Here is a 17,506-nt window from a genome sequence, read left to right on the forward strand (position 1 = left end):
ATGCGCGCCCTCTACTCCGCCGCCACCGGCATGGCGGCCCAGGAACTCAACGTCCAGGTCATCTCGAACAACATCGCGAACCTGCGCACCACCGGCTACAAGCGCCAGCAGGTGCACTTCCAGGATCTGCTCTATCAGAACCTGCGCCGGGCGGGCTCCTCGACCTCCGAGCAGAACACGCAGCTCCCCGCGGGCCTCGCCCTCGGCTCGGGCGTGAAGACCACCTCCACCGCCCGGGTGATGTCGCAGGGCACGCTCTCCTCCACCGAGAAGGACTACGACGTCGCGATCCGCGGCGAGGGCTTCTTCCGGGTCACCATGCCGGACGGCCGGACCGCCTACACGCGGGACGGCTCCTTCGACCTCTCGGCCCAGGGCCAGCTCGTCACCCGCGACGGCTACCTGCTCGATCCGGCGATCACCGTGCCGCAGACCGCGACCTCGGTGACGATCAGCGCCACCGGCGCCGTGCAGGCGACGCTGCCGGGACAGACGGCGCCGCAGGCGCTGGGCCAGTTCCAGCTCTCGCGCTTCGTGAACAAGGTCGGCCTCGAATCGATCGGCGACAACCTGTTCATCGAGACGGCGGCCTCCGGCCCGGCGATCAGCGGCCTGCCGGGCGCCGAGGGCTTCGGCAACCTCCAGCAGAGCTACCTGGAGGAGGCGAACGTCAACGCCGTCACGGAGATCTCGTCGCTGATCGCCGCGCAGCGCGCCTACGAGATGAACTCCAAGGTCGTCACCGCCGCCGACCAGATGCTCTCCACCACCACCCAGATGTTCCGCAGCTAAGCGCGCAGTCCGCACCCGCTCCAGGTCCCCGATCATGTATGCCGGCATGCTCCCCGATCCCGCCCTCGAGACCGTCGTCCTGCCCCTCGTCAGCACGGCGTCCGACGAGAGCGACCTCAGCCCGCTCGTCCGCCGTCCCCGGCCGCGGGTCGTCCCCCTCGGCACGGCCGTCATCCTGCGCGCGGTGCTCGCCGTCCTGACCGTCGCGGTGCTCGGCGTGCTCGCGATCCCCGCCATGGCCCGGGCCGACGGCCTGCGCCTGCGCGGGGACGTGACCGCCCGCGGCGACGTCCTGACCCTTGCCGACCTGATCGAGGGCGCGCCCTCGACCCTCGCCGCCCGCCCGCTGTTCCGCTCCCCCGCGCTCGGCGCGACCGGAACAATCCAGACCCGCCGCATCGTCGAAGCGGCGACGGCGCTCGGCGTCACCGGTCTGGAGACCGGAGGCCGGCTGCAGATCGCCGTGCAGCGCGCCGCCCGCCGCCTCGGCCCGCCGGAGATCGAGGCGGCGCTCAAGCACGGCCTGGAGACCGGCTACGGGCTCGATCCGCGCACCGTCGCGGTGCGCTTCGACGGCGACGGGCCGACCCTGCTGGCGCCGGTGGACCTCGAAGGGCAGGCCGCCGCCCTCGACCTGAGCTACGACCCGCGCTCCCGCCGTGTCGCAGGCCTCGTCAGCCTGGGCGAGCGCCAGGCCTCGCTGCGGGTCTCGGGCGTGGTCATCGAGATGCGCGAAGTGGCCGTGCTCGCCCGCGCGCTCAACCGCGGCGAGGCGGTCAGGGACGGCGACATCGCCCTGGAGCGGCGCCCGCGCGACGCCGTCGCCACCGACGCGCAGGCGAGCGCCTCCGCGATCCTCGGGGAGGTCGCCCAGCACGCGCTGTCGGCCGGCACGGTGCTGCGGGTGTCCGATACGGCGCCGCCCGAGCTGGTCGCCCGGGGCGAGAACGTGACGATCGTCTACGAGACGCCGAGCATCAGCCTGCAGATGCGCGGCATCGCCAACGAGAGCGGCCGCATGGGTGCCGTCGTCAACGTCGTGAACGTGACCTCCAAGAAGGTTCTCCAAACCACCGTGATCGGGCCCGGCCGGGTCTCGGTGAGCCCGGGCCCCACGGCCCAGCAGGGCGCCCCCGCGCAGGTCCAGGCCACCGCCTCCCTGCGCTGAGCACCCATCTTGTCCGCGTCAAAGAGTAACCGTCCGATGGCCAGCCGCATCGTCCTGAACCCGCTCGCCGCCGCGCTGATCGCCGGCGCGCTCGGTGCCTGCAACACGGCCGACCGCCTCTCGCAGGTCGGCGCGACCCCGGCCCTGTCGGCGATCGAGGATCCGACGACCCAGCCCGGCTACAAGCCCGTGCGGATGCCGATGCCCGACGTCCAGCCGGTCTCCTACGCGCCGAACTCGCTCTGGCGCACCGGATCGCGCGCCTTCTTCAAGGATCAGCGCGCGGCCCGGCTCGGCGACCTCCTGACCGTGAAGGTCAACGTCACCGACCAAGCAAACATCAGCAACGAGACCAAGCGGTCGCGAGCCAACACCGAGAGCTTCGGCCTGCCGAACGCCCTCGGTCTCGAGAACAACGCCGTCGGCAAGGCCTTCGGGGTCGGCGGCACGGCGCTGCTCGCCGCGACCTCGGCGACCGCCAACGACGGCGCCGGCTCGGTCCAGCGCGCCGAGACCGTGACGACGAACGTGGCCGCGGTCGTCACCCAGGTCCTGCCCAACGGCAACCTCGTGGTGGAGGGCAAGCAGGAGATCCGGGTGAATTTCGAGATCCGCGAGATGGTGGTCGCCGGCGTCGTCCGGCCGGAGGACATCGAGTCCGACAACACCATCGATTCGACCAAGATCGCCCAGGCCCGGATCGCCTATGGCGGCCGCGGCCAGATCACCGACGTGCAACAGCCGCGCTACGGCCAGCAGATCGTCGATATCCTGCTGCCGTTCTGAGGCGTCTCAGCTTGGCTCCTCCGGCTCCGGCCCGCGGGTCACGTCGAGGCCCGCGCCGGCACCCTGGGGCGGGCCGACCTTGACGGGCGCGCCGGTGCGCGCGGCCTCGTAGATCGCCTCCATCAGCACCTGGTCCTGCAAGCCCTCCTCGCCGGGGGTGCGCGGGCGCAGGTTCTCCTGGATGCACCGGGAGAAGTGATCCATCTCCAGGGCGAACTGGTTCTTGGCGCTCAGGACCTTCTCGTCCCGGGCGGCGTTCTTGCCGTCGCGGTGGCCGATGTAGAGCCGCTGGCCCTCATACGCGAAGGCGTTCTGGAGATCGACCGACGCGTTGCCGGTGTGCAGGGTCAGCGAGCGCGCTTCGTAGACGCCGTAGCTCGACATGCACTGCGCGATCACCCCGGACGGGAAGCGCATTGTGAAGCTCACCGTCTCCTCGACCTCGCGGTACTTCGGATCGTCGGGCGGCGAGTGGATCTGCGCCTGGATCAGCTCCGGCTCCTCGCCCAGCACCGCGCGGGTGGTGTTCAGGCAGTAGAGCCCGATATCCGGCAGCGAGCCGCCGCCCGCCAGCGCCTTCTTGAGGCGCCACTGCTCGGGCAGGCCGGTGGTCTGGCCGTTGAAGGCCTGAATCGTCCGGGGTCGGCCGAACTCGCCCGAGCGGGCGATCCTGATCACCGCGCGGTTGTGCGGCTCGTACTGGCAGCGATAGGCGATCATCAGCTTGACGCTCGCCTTGGCGCAGGCCGCGATCATCTCGCGGCACTCGTCCGAGGACACGGCCATCGGCTTCTCGCAGAGCACCTGCTTGCCGGCGGCGGCGGCCGCCACGACGTTGTCCCGGTGCAAGCCGTTCGGCGTGACGACGTAGACCGCCTGGACGTTCGGATTGGCCTTCAGCCGATCCCACTCGTCGTAGCCGTAGACGGCATCCTCGGGCAGGCCGTACTGGCGCGCCACGAGCTTCGCCTTCTCGGGCGAGCCCGACATCACCGCGGCCAGCCGCGAGCGCTTAGTCTCCCCGAAGGCCGGCAGGATCTCGTCGAGGCTGAGGCGCCCGAGGCCGATGACGCAGTAGCCAACGCGCTGGCCGGGCGGTTGCGGGGACGGGGTCGGCGCCGGGGGACGATCTCCGGAGCCGCGCCAGTTCGGGAACATCACCCGGCCGCCCTGGACCGCGCCGGTGTCGGCCGGAACGGACGGTGCCGGCGGGGCCGCCTGCGCAGGGCCTCCCATCGCGGCGCCGGCCAGGGCGCCCCCGGCGGCCAGAAGGTTACGTCGTGAGAGCCGGTTGTCGTCCGCCATGAGCCTCGCCGTATCGCCGGATTGCAGTGACGGCGCTGGAGCGCCGCAGCATGGGCCGGGTGCCAGCGCTGGCCGGACCGCCCACTCAGTGAACGCGACCGGGTTCCGAGCTGTTTCCACCCAGGAGCGCGGCGCGCAGACGCGCCACCTCCGTCTCGCTGGCGGCGAGGCGCCGGGCGACCGCCTCCGGCGCGGAGGCAGCCTGCGTCACGTCGAAGCCGAGGCCGACCGCCGCGCCCGACCGCCAGGCCACGAAGACCCGCCGCGTCTCGTTCCGGCAGGGAATCGACAGGTCGAAGCAGTCCGGCAGGATCGTCTCGGCGGCGACGCGGATTCTCGCGCCGTCCAGGGACACGTCGCGTACGGTACAGTCGAGTTCCGGCAGGAAGGCGGCGACGCGCACGCGGCCGCCGAGGCAGACGCGGCGGCGGGCGGTGCGGCGGCGGTCGATCACGATCGCTGATCCTCAAAGACGTCGATGCCCCGACAACCGCCATCCAGCCCGGACTGTACCGCGACGTCCATCTTAACCTGTGGTTTACCTTAACGACGTGATCAGGCCGGCGGCGGCGGGTCGGGCGCCTCGACCTCGCCGCGGCGCTGAAGCTGCAGGGCGACGAACCAGCACAGGCTCGCCCAGGCCGCACCGATGCACCAGCCGGCCAGCACATCGCTCGGCCAGTGCACGCCGAGATAGATGCGGCTGAGGCCGACCAGCAGCGTCAGGCTCACGCCGAGCGCCAGTACCAGAGCCTTCGCGCGCCGGTTGCGCTCCACCCGGGCGATCAGGGTCGCCAGGGTCAGGTAGGCGATCGCCGACATGGTGGCGTGGCCGCTCGGGAAGCTCGCGGTGAACACCTCCATACCGTGCGGCACGAGGTCCGGCCGGGGCCGTTGGTAGAAGACCTTCAGCACGGTCGAGACCAGCTCGCCGCTGCCGACCGCGGCGAGAACGTACAGACCGATCCGGCGCCGCCCTGACACCGCGAGGTAGGCGGCGACCGCGCAGGTGAGGAACAGGACCGTGAACACGCTGCCGAGGCCGGTGATGTCGCGCATCGTCTCCTCGAGCCAGGGCGGCCCGATCGGGTCGGACAGGTCGGCCGGGTTGCGCAGGCTCAACAGGATCCGACGATCGAGGGCGGCGGTGGATCCCTCGCCGACCTCGTGGGCGAGGTAGAAGAAGCCGTAGCCCAGAATGCTGAGGCCGAGCAGGGCGACGAGGGGCCCGACCTCGTTGAGCCGCAGCCGCAGCCAGACCGCCGTGGCGGGCCGGATCAGCCGGTTGTCCCGGAGGCTCGCCGGCGCTCTCACGATGCGACCTCCAGACGCGAGGTGGTGGCCATCAGGCGTTTTCTCCGAAGGGCAGACGCGCGACCGCGTCCCAGGGACCTCCGAGGTAACGCCAGAGCAGGGTCGCGGGCGCCGTGAAGCGGAACGGAGCGAACCCCGCCGAGAGGTCGGCATGGAGCGCCCGGGCCTTCTCGGGCGCGACCTTGTTCTGCACGGTGACGTGCGGGCGCCAACCCTGCCGGTCCTGCGCGGTGAGATGCGGCTCGAACTCCCGCGCGAGTCGAGCCCGGAAAGCCGCCAGCGGCTCGGATTCCAGCACGTAGGCGACGCCCCGCCCGGTGAAGCGCAGGCCCGTCACGGCGACCTCCGGGGGCGGCAGGGTGCGGGCGAGGGCGGTGATGGCCTCGATCACGCCGCGCTCCCGGTCGCCCGGCAGGTGGTGGAACAGCGTGGCGTGGGCCGGGATGACGTTCAGCGTCTCCGGGAAGTAGCGCCGCCGCTCGCCGTCGAAGCGCGCAAAGGTCGGCTCGTCGAAGGCGAGCGTCAGGATCAGGGGGGCATCGTTCATGCGGGCGACATGGCGCCCGGGGCGCTCAGGTCCAGTACAGCACGCGGCCCGCCGGCAGGATGCGCGCCATGCTGTCGGTGAGATGCGCGCGCATGGCCTGCATCAGCGGCTTCGGAAAGACGTGCTTCACGGAGCCGAATTTCGTGCGCTTCTCCACGCGCTCCGCCTCGTCGAGAGGCAGGTCCGAGCCCGGATACCATCCGCGCAGGACCGCCTTCGAGCCGGGGGTGAACCGGTGGGTGATGAGCTCGGCCGTCAGGTCGAGGTCCGGCACGCCGGACAGCGCGTCGGCGGCATCGCGGATCAGGTCGGTGTAAGCCTCCTCCCAGCCCGGCACCGGCAGGATCGGCGCGATGGTCAGACCGACCGGATAGCCGGCGCGGGCCACCTGCCCCAAGGCGGCGAGCCGGGCGTCGAGCGGATCGGTGCCGCCCTCGTAATGCGCGGCGGCGCGGGCATTCACCGAGAAGCGGATGCGGGTGCGCCGGTTGTGCGGTAGGTCGAGGAGCGGGGCGACCGCGGCGAACTTGGTGGTGAAGCGCAGCTGCACCGGGGCGTCCCAGGCGCCGAAATGCCGGATCGCTTCCGAGAGCGAGCCGGTCAGATGCTCGATGCCGAGCGGGTCGGTGTAGCAGGAGGCCTCGAACGTGGTCCCCTCGTGGGCCCGCTCGGCGGAGGCCGAGGTGACCGCGCCGCGCCCGACATAGGCGGCGAGGTTGCCCAGGATCGTATCGAGATTGGCGTAGGCTCGCGTGACCGGCGGCCCCTGGAGCGAGCCCGCGAGGTAGCAGTACTGGCAATGGGCCGGGCAGCCCTCCGCGAGGTCGAAGCGCCAGTCGGCCGAAGGCGGGATCGGCTGCAGCCGCAGCTTTGTCGGCGGTGCCACCGTCAGGGCGAGCGTGGCCTTGGCAGCCGCGTAGGCGCGGCGCGGATCCGCCTCACGCGGGCTCGGCAGGCGGTTCGCGCTCAGGCGCTCCACCGGCAATCCCAGCGCCTCGGCTCGGGCCAACATGGCCCGACCATGCGCATGTTCCAGCGCGGCCGGCGTCACCAGCACCCGGCGCGGGCGCCACAGGCGGGCGGACCGGGGGCGGGCCGTCGAGTCGGAAGCGTCGAGCGCGAGAGCGGACGAGGGCGGCATCCCGGGCGAACGCATGGGTTGCCGTGCCGGGTCCGGCCTAGTCGCCCGGTCCCGGTGCGGCTAAAGCACCGCCATGTCTGCAGGCAGAGAAAGCGTACATGTCGGCCGCGACGGCTGGTTGTTTCTCACCGGCGGCACCAACCGCGTTCTGGACCGGTACCGGGGCGGCCTGCGGCACTGGCTGCTGCTCCGGGGTTGGGTGCGGCTGATCCAGGCGCGGGCGCGGCGGGCGGACAGCCTCGGCATCCGCTGCCTCCACGTGATCGTCCCGGAGAAGCTGTCGGTCTACGACGACAAGACCGACGGCCTGCGCTACGCGCCCGCCAAGGCCTCGACCCGACGTCTGGCGCGATATCTCGCGCGTCACCCGGCCTATCTCGATCTTCTGGCCCCGCTGCGCGCGGCCCGGAACGGGCCGGTGCCGCTCTATCTGCGCACCGATACGCACTGGACGGCGCAGGGATGCCTGCTGGCCTATCGCGAGATCATGCGGGCGCTCGGGGCAATCCCGCCAGCCGATATCGGCACGCGCCCCGGCACCGTCTCGGACCAGCTCATGGACCTCGGCGAGAAGCTTCCCGAACGACCGCGCGAGCGGGTCGAGCGATTCATGCTGCAGCGCGATGCCAAACGGGTCGAGACGGGCGCCTATCTCGCTGCCTACGAGGCGCAGGGGCGTGACCGGGAGGTGCATGTCGGCGCGCATGTCATCTACCGGAACGAGGCGCCGACCGCCGATCCGCGCCGTCTCGTGCTGTTCGGCGATTCCTGCGCGCATTTCGACCCGTTCCTGCTGACGGGTCTGCTCGCCGAGAGCTTCCACGAGGTCCACTTCGTCTGGTCGTCGAGCCTCGACTGGGCCTATATCGAGCGCGTCCGGCCCGACATCCTGCTCTTCGAGCTGGCCGAACGCTTCCTGGCCCGGACGCCGAACGACGATTACGACGTCGCTGTCGCGGGCCAGCGCGGGACCGGAGGCCGCCTCGCGCGGATCCAGAAAGAGGGCCTGGACGCGAAGCGACCTGCGCCCGAGCTTCAGTAGATCGCCGGATCCATGCGGGTGAAATCGCTGATGCTGGCCGCCTGATACTGCGCGAAGGATTCCGGCGCGTAGGCGATCCCGATCATCAGCACCAAGAGGGTTGCAAGGCACGCGAGCGTCGCGGTGACCACGTCCGCGTGGCGTCGCAGGGCATGGATCACCAGGCACCCGAACGTGAACAGGGCCGCCTCGGCAACGGGCACCAGCGCGAACGACATCACTCCACCTCCGTTCGATGTCCCGCCGAGATCGGGCAGTCCTTCGGACATGCGGCGGGCGAGCGCTTGAGACATGGCCGATCTTGCTGCACCGCAACAGAAGGGTGTGTGCAAACCTGCCTTGCGCGGAATTCGCGGGCGGCCGGGAACGAACGCCGCGCGCATGCCGGAGTTAACGCGGCCTCAAGAATTCATCCGGCCGACTTTCCGCGCGCCGCACCGTGCCCATCTCGTCCGGGATCTCACCGGGAACGGGATAGGGCGATGGGTCTCCTCGTAGACGGCGTCTGGCGCGACCAATGGTATGACACCGCCGCGACGGGCGGGCGCTTCGAGCGCAAGGCCTCGGCCTTCCGAAACTGGGTGACCGCGGACGGAGCACCGGGCCCATCGGGCGAGGGCGGCTTCCGCGCCGAGCCCGGCCGCTACCACCTCTACGTCTCGCTGGCCTGCCCCTGGGCCCACCGCACGCTGATTGGGCGTGCCCTCAAAGGACTGGAGGCGGCGGTCACCGTCTCGGTGGTCGATCCGCATATGGGCGCGGAGGGCTGGGTGTTCGGCGATGCGCCCGGCGCGACGCCGGACTCGATCCACGGTGCCCGGCGCCTCTACGAGGTCTATCTGGCGGCCGACCCGTCCTATAGCGGCCGCGTGACGGTGCCGGTGCTGTGGGACCGGCAGCGCGCGACCATCGTGTCGAACGAATCCGCCGAGATCCTGCGGATGCTGAACGATGCCTTCGGCGGCACCGGGCCGGATCTCTACCCCGAAGACCTGCGCACCGAGATCGACCGCCTGAACGCCCGCGTCTACGACCGTGTGAACAACGGCGTCTACAAGGCGGGATTCGCCACCGCGCAGGACGCCTACGCGAGTGCCTTTGAGGCCTTGTTCGCGGAACTCGACGCGCTGGAGGAGCGACTCGACCGGAACCGCTATCTCTGCGGCGACCGGCTGACCGAGGCGGATATCCGTCTGTTCACCACATTGGTGCGGTTCGACGCGGTCTATGTCGGCCACTTCAAGTGCAACAAGCGCCGGATCGCCGATTATCTGAACCTGTCGAATTACCTGCGCGATCTTTATACCCTTCCCGGCATCGCGCCGACGGTGAACCTGACTCACATCAAGCGGCACTATTACGAGAGCCATCCGACCATCAATCCGACTGGGATCGTGCCGCTCGGACCGGATCTGGACTTCTCGGCCCCGAACGACCGTGCCCTGCGGTTCGGCGCGTAGCGGGCTTCTCCCATCGGCTTGGCTTTTCCCGGCGTTATTGCGAGCGAAGCGAAGCAAGCCAGGGTCGTGGGACATGCGCGAGCGTGCCGTCGCTGGCTTGCCTCGCCCCGTGGGACGGGGCGGGCGCGTCCAGCCGGTTGCCGCCCGTCCGAGGCCGGACAATGTGCCGTGCCCCTCGACGGCCGTCAGGGCGCGCCTAATTCGGCTCTCAACCGGAGGATGCCTGACACGCCATGACCAACAGCCTGCGCCTCGCGCTGCTCTGCGCCCTTCTCAGCCTGCCGTCCGCGGCGCGGGCCCAGGCGGCGTTGCGGTTGGAAGGCACCTGCGAGAAGCTGATGATCGGCCCGCAGGACCTGAGCCAATCCTGCAGCAACGTCCTGACAAACGCGGTGAGCCGGAACCGGACGAGCTTCGACTTCACAACCGCCGACGGTCAGACGGTCAGCTTCAGCGGCAACGGCGCCCAGCAGGAGGCCACCGAAGAGACTGACCCGCTCCAGCCGATCAATGTCGTGACGATCGGCAAGGATGCCGGTCCCACCCTGGCGATCGGCGCCTGCCGCTTCTCCACACCGGAACCCGGCCGCACCGCCATCACCTGCGAAGCCAACGCGGCCGATGGCCGAGCTTTCGCGGGAACGTTCGTGACGGCGGCCAAGGCGGCGGCCGGGGCGCCTGGCGCCGCACCGGCCCGCTGAGCCGACGGCATTCGGGCTGGTCAGACGACCTCGGAAGCCCCATTTAAGGCCCTTCACGAAAAAGGTTCCGAAGCGAGACCGATGCTCAACGATACCCTCGCCGGGGGCGGCGTCCCGGCCGGCGATACCGGCTCCCTGATCAAGGACACCACGACAGCGGGCTTCCGCCAGGACGTGATCGCCGAGTCGATGCACCGGCCGGTGCTGGTCGACTTCTGGGCGCCCTGGTGCGGGCCGTGCAAGCAGCTGACCCCGGTGCTGGAGAAGGTCGTCCGGGAGGCCGCCGGCGCCGTTGCCCTGGTCAAGATGAACATCGACGAGCATCCCTCGATCGCGGGCCAGCTCGGCATCCAGTCGATCCCGGCGGTGATCGTCTTCCAGAAGGGCCAGCCGGTCGACGGCTTCATGGGCGCGGTGCCTGAGAGCCAGATCAAGGAGCTGATTGGGCGCGTCGCCGGCCCGGTGCAGGATCCGGTCGAGGCGGCGCTCGCCGACGCGGCCAGCCTGATCGAGGAAGGCGACCTCGCGGGCGCCGCCGAGTTCTACGCCGCCGTGCTTGAGCAGCAGCCCGACAATGTCACGGCACTGGCGGGCCTCGCCAAGATGCAGCTGGACGCGGGCGAGATCGAGAACGCCAAGCGCGTGCTGGCGATGGTTCCGGAGGCGAAGGCCGGCGATCCGGCGCTCGCCGGCGTCCGCGCCGCCCTCGAGCTCGCCGAGCAGGCCGCCTCCCTCGGCGATCTCGCGGGACTGCAACGGGAGGTGGAGGCCAACCCGGATGCCCATCAGGCCCGGTTCGATCTTGCGCTCGGCCTAGCGGCGCGCGGCGAGCGCGGCCAGGCCGTCGATCAGCTGATCGAGCTGCGCAAGCGCGACAAGGACTGGAACGAGGACGGGGCGCGCAAGCAGCTGCTGCAGTTCTTCGAGGCCTGGGGCGTGATGGACCCCGACACGATCCGCGGCCGGCGCAAGCTCTCGGCGCTTCTGTTCTCGTGAGGCGCCGGCTCGCGCGCCGGCCCACCCATCGGTCCCTCTGGGAGGCGCCATGAGCACCCATGCGAGCTACAAGGGCCCCGCGGACTGCCCGGCCGTGATCCCGGTCTTCCCCCTGTCGGGGGCGCTCCTGCTTCCCCGCGGGCAGATGCCGCTGAACATCTTCGAGCCGCGCTACCTGGCGATGGTCGACGACGCCATGCGCACGGACCGGATCATCGGCATGATCCAGCCCGATCCCGAGAGCCCGGGTGCGGCGGCGAACCCGAAGCTCTACCGCGTCGGCTGCGCGGGGCGCGTGACGCAATATGCCGAGACCGGCGACGGCCGCTACCTGATCTCGCTGACCGGCATCAGCCGGTTCCGGGTCGAGAGCGAGATCGCCTCGGTCGGTCCCTACCGGCGCTGCCACGTCTCCTACGACGCCTTCGCGGTGGACTTCGAGCCGCGGGCGGGCGAGGAGCATGTCGACCGCGAGGGTGTCCTCAAGGCGCTGCGCGACTTCGTCGAATCGAACGATCTCAAGGTGGACTGGGCCGGGATCGACGAGGCGCCCGACGAGGCGCTGGTCAACGCCCTGTGCATGATGAGCCCGTTCGGCGTGCGGGAGAAGCAGGCGATGCTTGAGGCCCCCGACCTGAAGACCCGGGCCGAGATCCTGATCGCGGTCACGCAGATGGAACTGGTTCGCGGTTCGGGACCCGAATCGCCGATGCAATAGGTTGCAGCACCGATGTCCAACGACCTCACCGCCCCCGTCGAGGCGACCCGCGTCGACCCGAAGCTCCTGGAGATTCTGGTCTGCCCGCTGACCAAGGGCACACTGGAATACGACTCGGCCCGGCAGGAGCTGATCAGCCGGTCGGCAAAGCTCGCCTACCCGATCCGCGACGGCATCCCGATCATGCTGCCGGAGGAGGCCCGGCCGCTGACCGAGTGAGGCCCCCCGGGTTTCGGCTGTGATCGCGGACAGCCCGGCGATGCGCTTCGTTGGGCGATCCGCAGGCGAAGCGCCGCCGGCTTGCCTCGCTGTCCTCGGACGACCGGATGTGGATGGCTGAATCCGTCCGCATCCGGCTTTCTCAAAGCCCACTTGATGGCGCGACCGCGGGTGGTTTCGCTCGCGAGACCGGATCCCGGATCAGCGGCACCACCGCGTTCCGTAGGGACCGTAGCCCGCGACGCGGCCGCGATGGCGCAGGCACCATGCCTGGTTCTGCCCGCCCCACACGCAGCGGCCCCAGGCATTGCGGTGGCCGTTCGGACCGCAGGCGCCCAGCGCGGAGGCGGGTGCCGTAGCTGAGCCCAGGGTGGCCGAGAACGCGATCAGTCCGATCACCGCGAGCAGGGGTTTCTTCATCGGACATCTCCTCCGGGACGACCGTCTGCGAGCCCGCGTTCGAGCAGGCGGCTTCTGCGGCGCCACTGCAGGACCATCGCGTCGAGGCGTTGCTCCAGTTCTGCAGTCCGGCCCGGGACGTAACGTTAAGTAACGGCACAGGCTGGCCTCCGGCTCAGCCCGGCGCCGGATCGGCACGCGTCCCGGACCGACGACGGGAACACGGCCCCGGCAACGACGAAGCCCGCCGCGGCGGATGCCGAGCGGGCCTCGAATGGGCGAAAGGCTGGATCAGGCCGCTTTCACGCCGGCCAGAAAAGCCGAGACCTCGTGCGTGAGGCTCTCTGAATGCCGGGCCAGCTCCTGCGCCGAGCTGAGGACCTGCGTGGCGGCCGCGCTCGTCTGGCCGGCCCCCGTCCGCACCGCACCGATATTGTGAGTGACCTGCTCGGTACCGCGGGCGGCCTCCTGGACGTTGCGGGTGATCTCCTGCGTCGCCGCGCCCTGCTCCTCCATGGCGGCGGCGATGCTCGCCGTGTAGGCGGACATGTCGCCGATCACGCGGGCGATCTGCTGGATGTCGGCGACGGCCTCCCGCGTGGCGGACTGGATCTCCGCGATGCGCTCGCCGATCTCACCGGTGGCCCGGCCGGTCTGACCGGCCAGTTCCTTCACCTCGGAAGCGACCACCGCGAAGCCGCGCCCCGCCTCGCCGGCCCGCGCCGCCTCGATTGTGGCATTAAGCGCCAGCAGGTTGGTCTGGCTGGCGATGTCGGTGATCAGCGAGACCGCCGTACTGATGCGCTCGGCCGTGCCGGTCAGCCTCTGCACGGTCGCGTCGGTCCGGCGCGCCGTCTCGACGGCCTCGTCGGCGATCCGCGACGAGTGGCTCACCTGATGGACAATCTCGGCGACGGAGGCCGACATCTCCTCGCTGGCCGCCGCCACCGTCTGCACATTGGCGGAAGTCTGCTGGGCGGCGCCGGCGGCCGAGACACTCTGGTCCGTGGTCTCGTCGGCGGTGGCGGTCATCGCCCGCGCGGTGGCCTCCATCTCGGTGGCCGCCCCCGCCAGGCTCTGGGTCAGCACGGAGACGCTGCGCTCGAAGCTCCGGGTCAGGTCGTCGAGCACGTTGGCGCGGCGCATCTTGGCCTGGTTCTCCGCCTCCTGGGCGGCCGCCAGAGCACGCGCCTCCACGGCGTTCTCCTTGAACACCTGCAGCGAGCGGGCCAGAGAGCCGACCTCGTCCCGGCGCTCGGTCCCGACGACCGACACGTCCAGGTCACCGGCCGCCAGGCGGCCCATGTCGGCCGCCATCGCGTTCAGCGGGCGCGCCAACCCGAAGACCGCGATCGCGGCGAGCAGGCCGGTCGCGGCCAGCAGGCCGACAGCCGCCAGGATCGTCAGCGTCGTCGCGGCCGAGGCGGCGATCTCGGCGGCGCGCTCCTGCGCGGCCTTCAGATCACGCTGGTTCTCGGTGATGCGGCCGTTGAGCTCATCGATCAGCTTCAGCCGGACGTCGCGGCTCGCGCTCCCGGAAATCTTGGCGGCCATCTGCTTATCGCCCGCCAAGCCGTAGCCCATGCCCTTCTCGACGGAGGTGAGATAGGTCACGAGCTGAGACTTGATCGCCGCGTTCACGGCGCGGCGCTCCGGCGAGCTGGAGAGCGCGATCAGTTCGTCGGCCAGCGTCAGGGCGCGGTTCTTGTCCGCCTCGAACTGCTTGGCCTGCCGGGCGAGCACGCTCGGATCCGTCTCGATGATCGCGTTCTTGTCGCGGATCGTCGTCTCGTCGACGGCGAAGGCGAGTTGCTGGACGCGGATGACGCGTCCGGCGCTGACTTCGACGGTGTCGCGGGTGATCGCGTCCAGCGTGTTCAGGTTTGATCGCGCCAGCAGGACCATCCCGAGAGAGACCGCGATCAGGATCGTGACCGGGATCGCCAGCTTGCTGATGAGCTTGAGATTCTTGAGGGTATTCATCCGCCGAGCAAGAGGGAACAAGCGCGAATATCAGTACGGTCCCGTCGCAGCTGATGGGGAGCTTTTGAGATCTCAACCTTAAGGCGTAATTAAACCGGGACGCAGCGGCATAACTCCACCGCAGCGTGTGTCATGCGCCAAGCGACACCACGCCGGGTGCTCCCTCGGACCCCACGCATCGGCTCATCCGATGCGGCGGCAGGTGGCCGTCACGCCGACGGCATCTGCCCGGCCACCACGACGCCGAGGGTATCGAGCAGCGACGATCGCGCCCGGCTGACCCGGCTCTTCACGGTGCCCACCTGGCAGCCGAGCAGGGTCGCGGCCTCCTCGTAGGTGTGCCCTTCGGCGCCGACCAGCAGCAGCGCCTGTCGTTGCGCTGCCGGCAGGCCGCCGAGGCGCTCCCAGACCACCTTGAGCGTGCTGGCATCCTCCTGGTCGGACGGGCTGGTCATCTGGCCGGCATGGGTCCCGTCCACGTCCTCGACCTCGCGCCGGTGCTTGCGCAGCTCCGAGTAGAACTGGTTGCGCAGGATGGTGAACAGCCACGCGGTGAAATTCGTGCCGGGCCTGAACCGCGCTTGGTTGGCCCAAGCCTTGACGAAGGTTTCCTGCACGAGATCGTCGGCGCGGCTCACATCCCCGACCAGCGACAGCGCGAAGGTGCGCAGGGCCGGAAGCGCCTTGATGATGTCGGTGCGGAAATCGAAGGCCACGCTCTGACCGTGCGCCGCGATGGCCGCCTCGAAGCGCGCCACCAGCGTGGCGAGCTGCGCGGGCAGAGGCTCCTGCTCGACGATCTTGAAATAGTCTCGGATCGGCAGGGCGAGATGCTGGCCGAGGACCGCCGCGTAAGCGCCCGCGCTCCGGTCGTCCCCCGGCTCGGCTGCCGGCTTCGCGGCGTCATCCATCATGGCCGTACCCTGAATCCTCTCCAGTTGGTATACTGGAATCGATCTAACGTCGGTACCTGCATAATTCTGAACCGATGCCAAACGCTCCCGGCGGCATCGGGTTGTTTGGGCAAGGTGTTCGGGGGACCGACGATTGGTATATCGTGGCGCGCAGGACGGCGGCACGACGCGCACCTTGGAGCGTGCGGGGAAGAGAGCGGGATGAGCCACGATCACGCGCATCACGACCACGATCATGATCACGATCACGGTAGCGATCTGAGCCCCGTGGAGGCACGGGTGCGGGCGCTCGAATCCCTGCTCACCGAGAAGGGCTATATCGACCCGGCGGCCCTCGATGCCCTGGTCGAGCTCTACGAGACCAAGGTCGGCCCGCATGCGGGCGCCCGCGTGGTCGCCCGAGCCTGGGTGGATCCCGATTACCGGGCGCGCCTTCTGGCCGACGCCACGCCGGCCATCGCCGAACTCGACATCGGCGGTCGTGGCGGCGAGCACATGGTGGTGGTCGAGAATACGCCCGAGACCCACAACCTCGTCGTCTGCACGCTGTGCTCCTGCTACCCCTGGCCGGTGCTCGGCCTGCCGCCGGTCTGGTACAAGGCGCCACCCTACCGGGCCCGGGCGGTGATCGATCCCCGCGGTGTGCTGGCCGAGTTCGGGGTGACGCTGCCGGAGACCACCCGGATCACCGTCTGGGATTCGACCGCCGAGACCCGCTACATGGTCCTGCCGATGCGACCCGCGCAGACCGAGGGCTTCTCCGAAGAGGCGCTGGCCGCCCTCGTCACGCGCGATTCCATGATCGGGACCGGCCTGCCCACGGCCATCCCGGCCGCGCCCGTGGAGATGACGGTATGAACGGCGCCCAGGACCTCGGCGGCGCGCACGGTTTCGGGCCGGTGGTGCCGGAGCCGGACGAGCCGGTCTTCCATGCCGCGTGGGAGCGGCGCGTTTTCGCGCTGGCGATGGCCATGGGCTACACCGGCGCCTGGAACCTCGACGGCAGCCGCGCCAACCGCGAGTCCCTGCCGCCGGCCGAATACCTCGCGTCGAGCTACTACGAGATCTGGCTGAAAGCCCTGGAGAAGCAGGTCGCCGACACCGGCCTTGCGACGCGGGCCGAGATCGAGACCGGCCGATCCGCGGAGCCGGCCAAGCCCGTGGCCCGCATCCTGGCCCGCGAGGGCCTGGAGGAACGCTTCAGGGCCGGCTTCCCGAGCAGCCGCGCCGCCGATGCCCCCGCCCGCTTCGCGGTCGGCTACATGGTCCTGGCACGCAACATCCACCCGATCGGCCATACGCGGCTGCCGCGCTACGTGCGCGGCAAGCGCGGCCGGATCGTGCGTGTCGACGGGGTCTTCGTCTTCCCCGACACCAACGCCTATCGGGCGGGCGAGAACCCGACCTGGCTCTACACGGTCGCCTTCACCGCGCAGGACCTCTGGGGCGAGAGCGGCGACCCGGGCGGCGTCGTCACCGTGGCGGCCTTCGAACCCTACCTGGACCCCGCGTGACCGAACCGTCTCCGAGCAACTTCGCGGCACCCTGGGAGGCGCAGGTCTTCGCCCTGGTCGTCTCCCTGCAGGAGGCCGGGCTGTTCACGTGGTCGGAATGGGCGGACCGGATTGGCCGGGAGATCCGACCCGCGGATGGCCCTGAGCAGGCGGCCGATTACGGCGCGTGGCTGGCGACGCTGGAGACGATCCTGGCCGAGCGCGGCGTGGCCGGATCGGAGAGCGTCGCTGCGCGCACCGAGGCCTTCATGCGCGCCGCCGCGGCGACGCCCCACGGCCAGCCGATCCGCCTGGAGAACGATCCGCTCCATCGGCCACGTTGAGGTTCACGTGGCCGTGCAGGCCTGCGATCCGTGCTCGCCCCACCGACGGAGGCCGGCGCGAACCAACGGACCTCCGGCACGCCAACCTGTCATTCCGGAGCCGCGCAGCGGAGCCCGGAACCCAGAATTGCTGTCGGTGCAAGATCCTGGCACGTCGGCGGCTCTGGGTTCCGGGCTCGCCTGC

21 protein-coding genes are annotated in these 17,506 nt (G+C 70.2%); 12 read left to right on the forward strand and 9 right to left on the reverse strand.

Going from position 1 to position 17,506, the window contains the following annotated elements; genetic code table 11:
- The 3 genes from flgG to flgH are packed head-to-tail and all read left to right on the forward strand — an operon-like array spanning position 1 to position 2,746.
- Positions 1 to 792, forward strand: coding sequence for a flagellar basal-body rod protein FlgG (gene flgG, locus ABIE45_RS15640; RefSeq protein ID WP_192708724.1), 792 nt, complete (start codon positions 1 to 3; stop codon positions 790 to 792).
- Between the two features lie 34 nt (positions 793 to 826).
- Positions 827 to 1,960: a flagellar basal body P-ring formation chaperone FlgA gene (flgA, locus tag ABIE45_RS15645; protein ID WP_192708725.1), complete on the forward strand. Its 1,134-nt coding sequence runs from the start codon at positions 827 to 829 to the stop codon at positions 1,958 to 1,960.
- Between the two features lie 36 nt (positions 1,961 to 1,996).
- On the forward strand, positions 1,997 to 2,746 hold the full coding sequence (gene flgH / locus ABIE45_RS15650; RefSeq protein ID WP_192708726.1) for a flagellar basal body L-ring protein FlgH: 750 nt from the start codon (positions 1,997 to 1,999) through the stop codon (positions 2,744 to 2,746).
- Positions 2,747 to 2,752: 6 nt separating this feature from the next.
- On the opposite strand, the gene ABIE45_RS15655 is transcribed toward flgH, so the two are convergent.
- The 5 genes from ABIE45_RS15655 to ABIE45_RS15675 all read right to left on the reverse strand — a co-directional run bounded on the left by ABIE45_RS15655 (position 2,753) and on the right by ABIE45_RS15675 (position 7,053).
- Entirely contained in the window at positions 2,753 to 4,051 is a 1,299-nt protein-coding gene (locus ABIE45_RS15655; protein ID WP_192708727.1) for a Gfo/Idh/MocA family protein, read from the reverse strand.
- Between the two features lie 85 nt (positions 4,052 to 4,136).
- The gene (locus ABIE45_RS15660; protein ID WP_192708728.1) at positions 4,137 to 4,505 is read right to left on the reverse strand and encodes a PilZ domain-containing protein; all 369 of its coding nucleotides are present in this window, start codon (positions 4,503 to 4,505) and stop codon (positions 4,137 to 4,139) included.
- 101 nt (positions 4,506 to 4,606) lie between these two features.
- Positions 4,607 to 5,365: a phosphatase PAP2 family protein gene (locus tag ABIE45_RS15665; RefSeq protein WP_192708729.1), complete on the reverse strand. Its 759-nt coding sequence runs from the start codon at positions 5,363 to 5,365 to the stop codon at positions 4,607 to 4,609.
- 31 nt (positions 5,366 to 5,396) lie between these two features.
- On the reverse strand, positions 5,397 to 5,912 hold the full coding sequence (locus ABIE45_RS15670; protein WP_192708730.1) for a 2'-5' RNA ligase family protein: 516 nt from the start codon (positions 5,910 to 5,912) through the stop codon (positions 5,397 to 5,399).
- A 25-nt stretch (positions 5,913 to 5,937) separates the two neighbouring features.
- Positions 5,938 to 7,053 carry a radical SAM protein gene (locus ABIE45_RS15675; RefSeq protein ID WP_192708731.1) on the reverse strand — a complete coding sequence of 372 codons (1,116 nt, stop codon included), beginning with the start codon at positions 7,051 to 7,053 and terminating at the stop codon, positions 5,938 to 5,940.
- A 73-nt stretch (positions 7,054 to 7,126) separates the two neighbouring features.
- Between ABIE45_RS15675 and ABIE45_RS15680 the strand changes: the two genes are divergently transcribed.
- A complete protein-coding gene (locus tag ABIE45_RS15680; RefSeq protein ID WP_192708732.1) occupies positions 7,127 to 8,095 on the forward strand; it encodes a hypothetical protein in 969 nt (322 codons plus the stop codon).
- On the opposite strand, the gene ABIE45_RS15685 is transcribed toward ABIE45_RS15680, so the two are convergent.
- Positions 8,089 to 8,313 carry a hypothetical protein gene (locus ABIE45_RS15685; protein WP_192708733.1) on the reverse strand — a complete coding sequence of 75 codons (225 nt, stop codon included), beginning with the start codon at positions 8,311 to 8,313 and terminating at the stop codon, positions 8,089 to 8,091. The genes ABIE45_RS15680 and ABIE45_RS15685 overlap by 7 nt on opposite strands.
- A gap of 264 nt (positions 8,314 to 8,577) precedes the next feature.
- Between ABIE45_RS15685 and ABIE45_RS15690 the strand changes: the two genes are divergently transcribed.
- The 5 genes from ABIE45_RS15690 to ABIE45_RS15710 all read left to right on the forward strand — a co-directional run bounded on the left by ABIE45_RS15690 (position 8,578) and on the right by ABIE45_RS15710 (position 12,189).
- Positions 8,578 to 9,555 (forward strand): glutathione S-transferase family protein, encoded by a 978-nt coding sequence (locus ABIE45_RS15690; protein ID WP_192708734.1) that lies wholly within the window; start codon positions 8,578 to 8,580, stop codon positions 9,553 to 9,555.
- 233 nt (positions 9,556 to 9,788) lie between these two features.
- Positions 9,789 to 10,256: a hypothetical protein gene (locus ABIE45_RS15695; RefSeq protein ID WP_192708735.1), complete on the forward strand. Its 468-nt coding sequence runs from the start codon at positions 9,789 to 9,791 to the stop codon at positions 10,254 to 10,256.
- An 81-nt stretch (positions 10,257 to 10,337) separates the two neighbouring features.
- Positions 10,338 to 11,252, forward strand: coding sequence for a thioredoxin (gene trxA, locus ABIE45_RS15700; protein ID WP_192708736.1), 915 nt, complete (start codon positions 10,338 to 10,340; stop codon positions 11,250 to 11,252).
- Between the two features lie 49 nt (positions 11,253 to 11,301).
- Positions 11,302 to 11,970: an LON peptidase substrate-binding domain-containing protein gene (locus ABIE45_RS15705; RefSeq protein ID WP_192708737.1), complete on the forward strand. Its 669-nt coding sequence runs from the start codon at positions 11,302 to 11,304 to the stop codon at positions 11,968 to 11,970.
- A gap of 12 nt (positions 11,971 to 11,982) precedes the next feature.
- A complete protein-coding gene (locus tag ABIE45_RS15710) occupies positions 11,983 to 12,189 on the forward strand; it encodes a Trm112 family protein (RefSeq protein ID WP_192708738.1) in 207 nt (68 codons plus the stop codon).
- Between the two features lie 201 nt (positions 12,190 to 12,390).
- On the opposite strand, the gene ABIE45_RS15715 is transcribed toward ABIE45_RS15710, so the two are convergent.
- From ABIE45_RS15715 to ABIE45_RS15725, 3 genes are all read right to left on the reverse strand, one after another.
- On the reverse strand, positions 12,391 to 12,609 hold the full coding sequence (locus tag ABIE45_RS15715) for a GCG_CRPN prefix-to-repeats domain-containing protein (RefSeq protein ID WP_192708739.1): 219 nt from the start codon (positions 12,607 to 12,609) through the stop codon (positions 12,391 to 12,393).
- Between the two features lie 270 nt (positions 12,610 to 12,879).
- On the reverse strand, positions 12,880 to 14,571 hold the full coding sequence (locus ABIE45_RS15720; protein WP_192708740.1) for a methyl-accepting chemotaxis protein: 1,692 nt from the start codon (positions 14,569 to 14,571) through the stop codon (positions 12,880 to 12,882).
- 209 nt (positions 14,572 to 14,780) lie between these two features.
- Positions 14,781 to 15,485 (reverse strand): sigma-70 family RNA polymerase sigma factor, encoded by a 705-nt coding sequence (locus ABIE45_RS15725; protein ID WP_192708741.1) that lies wholly within the window; start codon positions 15,483 to 15,485, stop codon positions 14,781 to 14,783.
- Positions 15,486 to 15,686: 201 nt separating this feature from the next.
- Between ABIE45_RS15725 and nthA the strand changes: the two genes are divergently transcribed.
- The 3 genes from nthA to ABIE45_RS15740 are packed head-to-tail and all read left to right on the forward strand — an operon-like array spanning position 15,687 to position 17,322.
- A complete protein-coding gene (nthA, locus tag ABIE45_RS15730; RefSeq protein ID WP_192708742.1) occupies positions 15,687 to 16,343 on the forward strand; it encodes a nitrile hydratase subunit alpha in 657 nt (218 codons plus the stop codon).
- Entirely contained in the window at positions 16,340 to 16,999 is a 660-nt protein-coding gene (nthB, locus tag ABIE45_RS15735; RefSeq protein WP_192708743.1) for a nitrile hydratase subunit beta, read from the forward strand. The genes nthA and nthB overlap by 4 nt, the downstream gene beginning before the upstream one ends.
- A complete protein-coding gene (locus ABIE45_RS15740; protein WP_373622367.1) occupies positions 16,996 to 17,322 on the forward strand; it encodes a nitrile hydratase accessory protein in 327 nt (108 codons plus the stop codon). The genes nthB and ABIE45_RS15740 overlap by 4 nt, the downstream gene beginning before the upstream one ends.
- Positions 17,323 to 17,506 lie beyond the last annotated feature (184 nt).

This window comes from Methylobacterium sp. OAE515, assembly GCF_041806315.1.
GTDB lineage: Bacteria > Pseudomonadota > Alphaproteobacteria > Rhizobiales > Beijerinckiaceae > Methylobacterium > Methylobacterium tardum.

Bases quoted from the DNA above. Each gene is read 5' to 3' on its own strand.
- ABIE45_RS15710 (WP_192708738.1), top strand. From the start codon at position 11,983: ATGTCCAACGACCTCACCGCCCCCGTCGAGGCGACCCGCGTCGACCCG.
- ABIE45_RS15680 (WP_192708732.1), top strand. From the start codon at position 7,127: ATGTCTGCAGGCAGAGAAAGCGTACATGTCGGCCGCGACGGCTGGTTG.
- ABIE45_RS15720 (WP_192708740.1), bottom strand. From the start codon at position 14,571: ATGAATACCCTCAAGAATCTCAAGCTCATCAGCAAGCTGGCGATCCCG.
- ABIE45_RS15695 (WP_192708735.1), top strand. From the start codon at position 9,789: ATGACCAACAGCCTGCGCCTCGCGCTGCTCTGCGCCCTTCTCAGCCTG.
- ABIE45_RS15655 (WP_192708727.1), bottom strand. From the start codon at position 4,051: ATGGCGGACGACAACCGGCTCTCACGACGTAACCTTCTGGCCGCCGGG.
- flgH (WP_192708726.1), top strand. From the start codon at position 1,997: ATGGCCAGCCGCATCGTCCTGAACCCGCTCGCCGCCGCGCTGATCGCC.
- ABIE45_RS15675 (WP_192708731.1), bottom strand. From the start codon at position 7,053: ATGCCGCCCTCGTCCGCTCTCGCGCTCGACGCTTCCGACTCGACGGCC.
- flgA (WP_192708725.1), top strand. From the start codon at position 827: ATGTATGCCGGCATGCTCCCCGATCCCGCCCTCGAGACCGTCGTCCTG.
- ABIE45_RS15725 (WP_192708741.1), bottom strand. From the start codon at position 15,485: ATGATGGATGACGCCGCGAAGCCGGCAGCCGAGCCGGGGGACGACCGG.
- ABIE45_RS15715 (WP_192708739.1), bottom strand. From the start codon at position 12,609: ATGAAGAAACCCCTGCTCGCGGTGATCGGACTGATCGCGTTCTCGGCC.
- trxA (WP_192708736.1), top strand. From the start codon at position 10,338: ATGCTCAACGATACCCTCGCCGGGGGCGGCGTCCCGGCCGGCGATACC.
- flgG (WP_192708724.1), top strand. From the start codon at position 1: ATGCGCGCCCTCTACTCCGCCGCCACCGGCATGGCGGCCCAGGAACTC.
- ABIE45_RS15685 (WP_192708733.1), bottom strand. From the start codon at position 8,313: ATGTCGTTCGCGCTGGTGCCCGTTGCCGAGGCGGCCCTGTTCACGTTC.
- ABIE45_RS15705 (WP_192708737.1), top strand. From the start codon at position 11,302: ATGAGCACCCATGCGAGCTACAAGGGCCCCGCGGACTGCCCGGCCGTG.
- ABIE45_RS15690 (WP_192708734.1), top strand. From the start codon at position 8,578: ATGGGTCTCCTCGTAGACGGCGTCTGGCGCGACCAATGGTATGACACC.
- nthA (WP_192708742.1), top strand. From the start codon at position 15,687: ATGAGCCACGATCACGCGCATCACGACCACGATCATGATCACGATCAC.
- nthB (WP_192708743.1), top strand. From the start codon at position 16,340: ATGAACGGCGCCCAGGACCTCGGCGGCGCGCACGGTTTCGGGCCGGTG.
- ABIE45_RS15670 (WP_192708730.1), bottom strand. From the start codon at position 5,912: ATGAACGATGCCCCCCTGATCCTGACGCTCGCCTTCGACGAGCCGACC.